The sequence below is a fragment of the Sphingobacterium griseoflavum genome, assembly GCF_014653155.1.
GTDB lineage: Bacteria > Bacteroidota > Bacteroidia > Sphingobacteriales > Sphingobacteriaceae > Sphingobacterium > Sphingobacterium griseoflavum.
In genome coordinates this window covers 1-7,071 of sequence record NZ_BNAF01000012.1, presented here as the reverse complement: position 1 = coordinate 7,071, position 7,071 = coordinate 1, and the positions used below count along the sequence as shown (strand labels likewise).

Below are 7,071 nucleotides of genomic sequence, written 5' to 3'. Positions count from 1 at the left end.
CTGTAAAAAAGCCATTTCCACTGTATAAGGATACTTTTTTGGTTTGAAGATCCTTTTTTCTTGTGCCAAATAACCTCAAAAAGGGGGTCAAATCGTGCCAAAAATTTTAGGTAGTCGCTAAAAACTTGGCACGATTTGACCCCCTTCTCTTAAAAAAGACACTAGACAAATAAGGGTGGACGCCATTCGGAGAATTCAGTGCCTAAGACGGAAAGATACCCGATTATCCAACGTAGATTGGACGGTTTTATCTTCATTTGTCATAAACTAAATTTAAAGCCATCTGAGCCATCTAACCCCCATTTGGCATAACGGTATGGAATCTTTATAATATTGATTCTTGTGGCTTGTATGAAGGTCAAAGAGCCTAAAACCATCCTAGATTATTCGCTAATTAAACAAAAATTTTTATTGATAGCAATACCGCGAATAAAGCCCTGTATCGAACTAAATACTGTTTTGGAACAATGATATTAGAATCAAAAGATAATGGCTTATAAAGTATCTGACAGCCTTGTTATTGCAGTGCGGAGGGTAAAAGATTTGCAGATTAAAAAGAAATAGAATATTCAAGTATCTTTGCACTATCAAATCAATATTAGCTATATGAATAAAGAAAAGAAAGAAACCCCGTATTATTTTAAGCTGAATGTATTAGTATGGATTCTCATTGGTTCATTATTCTCGTTGATAGGTATTGGATTAAGCATCTTTCCAGTGACTGACGATGTACAAGGGACTAATGTGGCAAATGCAATCCAGTTCGCTACATTAGTTTTTACGGTTGCATCGTTTCTTTATTTAATTAAAAACTTCCAACAACAAAGCGAACAGATACAGGAACAAAGAAAAGATTCGGAATTTAATCGTGCTATTGACGCGATATACCAACATACCACTTATACCAAAGCCAAATTAGACAGCATTGAAAATAGAATTGATGTTTTCAATGAATTGATGGATGAGTACAAAACTATTATTCGTGAACTTGAAGAAGTTACAGATGATAATCATCGCTCAAAGCTCAATAAAAGATTGGTAGAAGTTATGGTTAAGATAGATGGGCGAGTAATTAATTTTAATAAGGATATAAGACGCTTTATAAAAATATATATTTTACTGGTTTACAATGAACTGTTTGAAGAAGACGAAATTATCATTCTATCATCTATTGTTCGTGATACATTTTTTCAAGAGATTGCCCAATTCTACCATAGCTTTAAACATCATTTTGAACGTTTTGCGTCTTTCAAGGAGGAATGCAGACAATATTATGCGGAGCGAAACCCCGACAGAGATGCAGAACAATCCACTCTAATCTTTGTTGGCGGTATATTTAAAAATCTTAAAGAAATTGAAGCAATTAGTATGCTATTCAGAGAGGAAAAATCAAGTACGCTTAAAAGTGAGATACAGCTGATTAGGAGACAATTTAATATTGGAATTAGAAGATAATACCCATAGATATGAAGCTCAAAGAACAACCCGACAAGCAACCCCTATTATTATTTATAATCATAGTTTCTTTCTTGCTATGGTTTTTCTATAGTTTGTACAAGCATTGGAAAGGGACAATCGAACCTGAAAATGGCTACAATGGTATTGACAGTGTTGTAGGAATAGGGGGATTGTTATTAAATGCGGTAACAATATATTTTGTTTATATAACTTATCAACAGCAGAGGAAACAGATAGAAGAACAGAACGAGCAACTAGCAAAAAGCGACAAAGAAGCGGAATTTAATAGGCTACTAGATATTATTTATAAACAATTAGACCATACACGGTTTAAATATAATGCGGATGCAGAAGAATTGTTTAAAATAAGTACTGCCTTAGAAGTATGTGATATGCCCGAAATAATGAAGAATTTAAAAAATATCAATAATGCTATGCGTGCGCTAAATTATGAAGGTAATTTTTATGCACAGATTATTGAGCGATGCGGATTAAATAATAATGATAGAGCTTATCTGTATAATATTTACAATAACAATGTTCCTGAGCATTATGTTGCGTTGATTTATAACCTAAGCGATTTTGGAGAAAGCTATGCTCACGGTGATGAATTTAAAGAGAAGTTTGACAAAGAATATTTAGATTATTACGATGGAGCATTCGCCACCAGTAATGAAAAATCAATTACGGGTGTATTGGATTTACAAATAGAGAAAGACAGAGAGAAAATGATGGATAAAGTGAAAGATGAATATACAAACTTTATGTGCTCGCTTTCTCTTAGTGCTGAAATTGTCGAGCGTAACCAATACTATGGGGAAATATTTGATAAACTGAATTAGATAAAGAAGATGAAGCAAAGGAATCAAAATATAAATACTAGACTTAATAATTGATATATGAGTCAAGACAACAAACCTGACAAACAGCCATTAGCATTATTTATCTTCATAGCATTTTTATTGCTATGGTTTTTCTATAGCCTTTACAAGCATTGGAACGGTATAATCGAACCTGAAAACGGCTACAATGGTATTGATACCATCGTTGGAATGGGGGGATTGTTATTGAATGCAGTAACAATTTATTTTGTTTATATAACCTATCAACAACAAAGAGACCAAATAATCGAACAATCAAAACATCTAGAGAAAACTGACGAACAGGTTGAGTTTGAAAGAGTATTGAGTGTTCTTTACCAACAACTACAGTTCACATTAATCAATTTAAAGAATAACACGTACAAATTAGCAATGGAGGAAATAGGTGATATAGAACTATCTTACGAAGATATCGCCCAGCATTTTTCAACTAATGAGCAGAGGTACACGGATTACATATTTTCAGTCGCGGAAAATATTCAGTTATTAAATCGAATTATTGTTGACAATACATTACCCGTAGATAAACGCGAGTACTTAAGAAAGATTGCGGTAAGTAATATCGGGATGGAATATTTTGATTTGGTAATGCAATTACGAATAGCTAATAGGAAGGCTTTTGACGGTCGTCATTTCCACAAAAAGCAATTCGAAATAATTAGCAGTATTAAAAAGAAAATTGTCACGACATAATTAAAGCATATAAAGGGGGTTTTTATTCGCTTCTATTCCTGTATATTAATATATGCCTGTGAAATAATAGCATTTGGAATATTTACGGAATAAAATAAATTCACTATATTTTAGGGTTAAATAATTGAATAATAAATAATTGAGGGGTTTAAAGAAGTAGCTCAAAGTAAGTGGTTTTTAGGGGACACTTGAATGAGAAACTCTATTTTCCTTCCTTCAATTTCTTAACCTCATTGGTAAGATCCAATACAGCTTTGCTTAATTCTGCAATGGATTGGGTCTTTACACGATCTTCTTCAATAAATTTTTCGAGTAGTGCGACCAGCTTGTCTGATCCATCATTATGAATAGTGGGTTGATTATATTGTTGATTACTGTAGCTAGTATCTTGATTGCTCTGTATATTATAAATTACATTTTCATCCTTAAAAGAATGAATAAATTCAGGTGTTACACCCAAAGCGGCTGCTAACTCTTCTAAAAGAGGCTCATCCAGCGCTACCATATTTTCGAAGTCCGAAATCCTTTGTTGCGAGTATTTATTGCGGCAAAGCTGACCAAAAGCTTCCTGCTTGATTCCCTGTATCTCACGGATACGTTTTATATTATGACCGATGTGCATGGTTTCGTTTTTTTCTTTAAAAATAGTATTCATAATAAATGAAAATTATAGACCGGTTTTTTACCGTCGAATCGGTAGAATACCATGCCTGAACATAATGTATAGTAAAATAACTTTGGCTTAAAGTTACGGATTATTGTGACGAACAACAATAGCTAGATGTTTTTTGATGTATCGGTACTCAAAGGAAATTTATACAACAGGCAGAAGATAGTTCTTACGAGGGTGCTTATAGTGCCGTCCGGTGGGGATTTTTTGATTGGATATACTGGTATCGATGCTCTGGGACAGTATATTGCAAAAATGACGGCCTATCGATTAGTTATTGATAAAGTTTAATGTTATGCTATTGTCTACTCACATTATTTTCATTTATAGGAGTTGGATTGACCATCTTTTCCATGACAAAAGAGTGGAAATCAAATATCTCTGCAATTGGATACAGTTTGCTAGTTAAAGGGTTACTTTGCCACCCGTACAATACCCCGTAACCAAGCTCATCAATCAAAAAATACGAGAAGATAATTGTACAATATTCATTTTACCCCGCACATGTTTTGGATGTATGCAGTGAAAGAGATCAACTGCATACGCATGAAGCACGGATGCTAAGTGAAACGACTCAAATGCGAACGCATTTAGTATGAATGCGTAGTGAAACGGTCCGACTGCATGCGCATTGAGCACGGATGCGTAGTGAAATGGCTTAAATGCGGATGCATTAAGCACGGATGCCTAGTGAGGCGGTTCAACTGCGTAGGGAAATGCGACTAATGCGTATGCATTAAGTGCGAATGCATAGTGAAGTGCGTCAGTTCACTAGTGAAATGACGCACTTCACTAGTGAAAATGGTTTTTCAGCAAGGAGCGGTATTGTCTCTCTGTAAAAAAGCCATTTCCACTGTATAAGGATACTTTTTTGGTTTGAAGATCCTTTTTTCTTGTGCCAAATAACCTCAAAAAGGGGGTCAAATCGTGCCAAAAATTTTGGGTAGTCGCTAAAAACTTGGCACGATTTGACCCCCTTATATTAAAAAAGACACCAGACAAACAAGGGTGAATGTCTGTCCGAAATTCCACATATGACAGTCGGATTAAACGCGAGGAGGTTATACCGAGTACAGCATGGGAAATAAGTATTAATTTTCTACTTTGATTTCAATGTATTGCTTGTTGTTGTTTTTGAAATAAATAGGTACTTCTGCCATATACCACTTATTATTGCTTACATCTTCATACGTAACATTCAAATATTGAAAGTTTTGGTAGACTTTCAAATCTGAAAGCCAATTAAGTGGCCCAAATACGTATATTTTCGGAACGGTGAGCTCATAATACGTTATCTGTTCAATATAACTATGGCCATTTGGTAGTACAGTTGCTCCATTTGGCACTGCACCTTTTCCAGCAATAGGTTCAAGAAACTTACTGCTAGCACCATCATAGCTATAAAGTGCAAATGAGTTAAAAGTTGCTTTCTCAAAATTTGTCCAGTTATTCCAATCTTTACGGTCTATTCTAAGGGTGCACATTATCGTATCTCCCACTTTATATACGTCCTTTTCGGGAGTAATCTTGACATATGCTTTTACATTTTCCAGTTCGATTATCGGATATAATGGAACTGAATCCGGTTCACAGTGCATCGCGGTGCTAAGAATATATATTGCTATCAATGAGCCAATTAGTGCTCTGTTCATCCTAATATCCATAATACGAAAATAGATTTGTGATCTCATTGTTTGCATTTTTTGAAGGATATAACCGAATTATTTTATCCCTTAACGTAGATACAGCAGTTACTTCATCCGTCAATAAATTAAATATCTGATTGTAGGTAAACCCGGAAACAAGATCCGTCCCACTACGTCATCCCACCACAGCGTCTGCACTTCAATGGCTGCATTCCGCACCGGTAGTTCTCCTATTTTCGATCCACTTTCATTAATGTTCTCAACAAATACGTGTCCGGATGGATTATATCTTTTACTAAAAATACCAAGTAGTTCTCTATCCGTAAGATCGGCCGACATTATTTCCATACCGTTGACATTCTCTTTTGGTAAATTGCCTGTTAGTTTTAGAGCAAGTAATTCTAATTCATCCTCATCATCTTCGGGTTCATAAATTTCTTCTATAATCTCGTGCTGAATGTCGGGCAGCTGTTGCGTAGTTGGTACCACCGCATATAACCAAGTAATTTCATCTTGTGGAATCGACGGATCATGATAGTTGTCTAGCTCCAGTCGGTTTTCATAACCAAATGGAACAGTGTTAAGTACTAAAGTCGTATCGTTGTCAAGCACGACTAATTCAGCTGTATCTTTTGGTAAGAAACGCACATAATAATGATTTGGCACAATGTTATTCATATCCGGATGGCTTGCATCGGGAGCGATAGACATAAGAAGCTGGACAGCTTTTCTCATATTCCTAACAGAATATGGGTTTTCCAATTTTTTACCAAGCCCCGCATTTTCGCCATATACATCGACAGTAATCTCGGACTTATCTTCGTCCGTGAAGATTTGTTTTTGACATGAACTGACTATGATCATAAGGGCAGCAATAAGAATAGTGTGCTTTTTTTTCATATTATTGTATTCGTGTAATTTTGGATAAAGCTAAGGTGATATTTTTCGAAAAGTGGTAACATTTGAAATAAAATATATTTATACTTAAACGGAACAGCATGTTTCGTTTTTTAGTCTCATTCATTCTTCACTGCCAAACGCTGTGAATCAGGGCGCATTAGTAATGCGCTCTATCTCTATTATTTCAGCTATGTCCTTTTTCATCTCTTTATAGTTTGCTTCAATCTCCAGTTTCATGGTATTGTTACCTTTTGTATCATCAAACGACATAATTTCCAGAATAGCTTGATAAGCCTTTGTTTCTTTGTTTACCTTGCAGAAACTTAAGGCGGACTAGGTTAGGAATCGCGGATTGCGAAATGTATTGGATGGTGAGGTCATTCTGGTACGGGTATCCGTCGAAAGTCTAGGTATCCGACATTACTTACATCTATAAAAATTTTATTATACCTGACTACTGCTCTTGATCTATAGGGCTGTAAATGTATCGGCTGGTATATATGTGATGGAATGAAGGACAGAAATTGATTCCTATAAAATCTTAATAAGGAGTATGAGCAGAAAAGGGGAATTGCTGGGTTAATGCAATCGCTGACAAATTCTTTAAAATATTAAAATCAGAATAGATGTATGGTGACAGACTGGTATCCAACGAACAAATCAGCATGGATATGTTCGAAGATATAGAAATCTGGTACAATAGAGAACCCCGGCCAGCCCTTCGGTTCGAATCAGGTGCTATATAAACGATAAGAGGCCGTCTCATAAGGATAGCCTCTTTTTTTATTTGGTTGAATTTTCGTACTTTAAAGTCATGGGAAAG

General features: G+C 35.3%; 6 protein-coding genes. 3 read left to right on the top strand and 3 right to left on the bottom strand.

Features of this window, described 5'->3' with window-relative positions; genetic code table 11:
* The first annotated feature begins 606 nt into the window (after nt 1-606).
* From IE165_RS15035 to IE165_RS15025, 3 genes are read left to right on the top strand one after another with little or no spacing between them, the layout of a single operon-like run.
* A complete protein-coding gene (locus tag IE165_RS15035; protein ID WP_189627471.1) occupies nt 607-1,455 on the top strand; it encodes a hypothetical protein in 849 nt (282 codons plus the stop codon).
* A gap of 11 nt (nt 1,456-1,466) precedes the next feature.
* Nucleotides 1,467-2,300: a hypothetical protein gene (locus tag IE165_RS15030; RefSeq protein WP_189627470.1), complete on the top strand. Its 834-nt coding sequence runs from the start codon at nt 1,467-1,469 to the stop codon at nt 2,298-2,300.
* 57 nt (nt 2,301-2,357) lie between these two features.
* Nucleotides 2,358-3,032, top strand: coding sequence for a hypothetical protein (locus IE165_RS15025; protein WP_189627469.1), 675 nt, complete (start codon nt 2,358-2,360; stop codon nt 3,030-3,032).
* Between the two features lie 202 nt (nt 3,033-3,234).
* Here the strand turns inward: IE165_RS15025 and IE165_RS15020 are convergent, their stop codons facing one another.
* The 3 genes from IE165_RS15020 to IE165_RS15010 form a co-directional block, all read right to left on the bottom strand.
* Nucleotides 3,235-3,687: a helix-turn-helix domain-containing protein gene (locus tag IE165_RS15020; RefSeq protein ID WP_189627468.1), complete on the bottom strand. Its 453-nt coding sequence runs from the start codon at nt 3,685-3,687 to the stop codon at nt 3,235-3,237.
* Between the two features lie 1,106 nt (nt 3,688-4,793).
* On the bottom strand, nt 4,794-5,393 hold the full coding sequence (locus IE165_RS15015) for a hypothetical protein (protein ID WP_189627467.1): 600 nt from the start codon (nt 5,391-5,393) through the stop codon (nt 4,794-4,796).
* Nucleotides 5,394-5,465: 72 nt separating this feature from the next.
* Nucleotides 5,466-6,248: a hypothetical protein gene (locus IE165_RS15010; RefSeq protein ID WP_189627466.1), complete on the bottom strand. Its 783-nt coding sequence runs from the start codon at nt 6,246-6,248 to the stop codon at nt 5,466-5,468.
* Between the last annotated feature and the right edge of the window lie 823 nt (nt 6,249-7,071).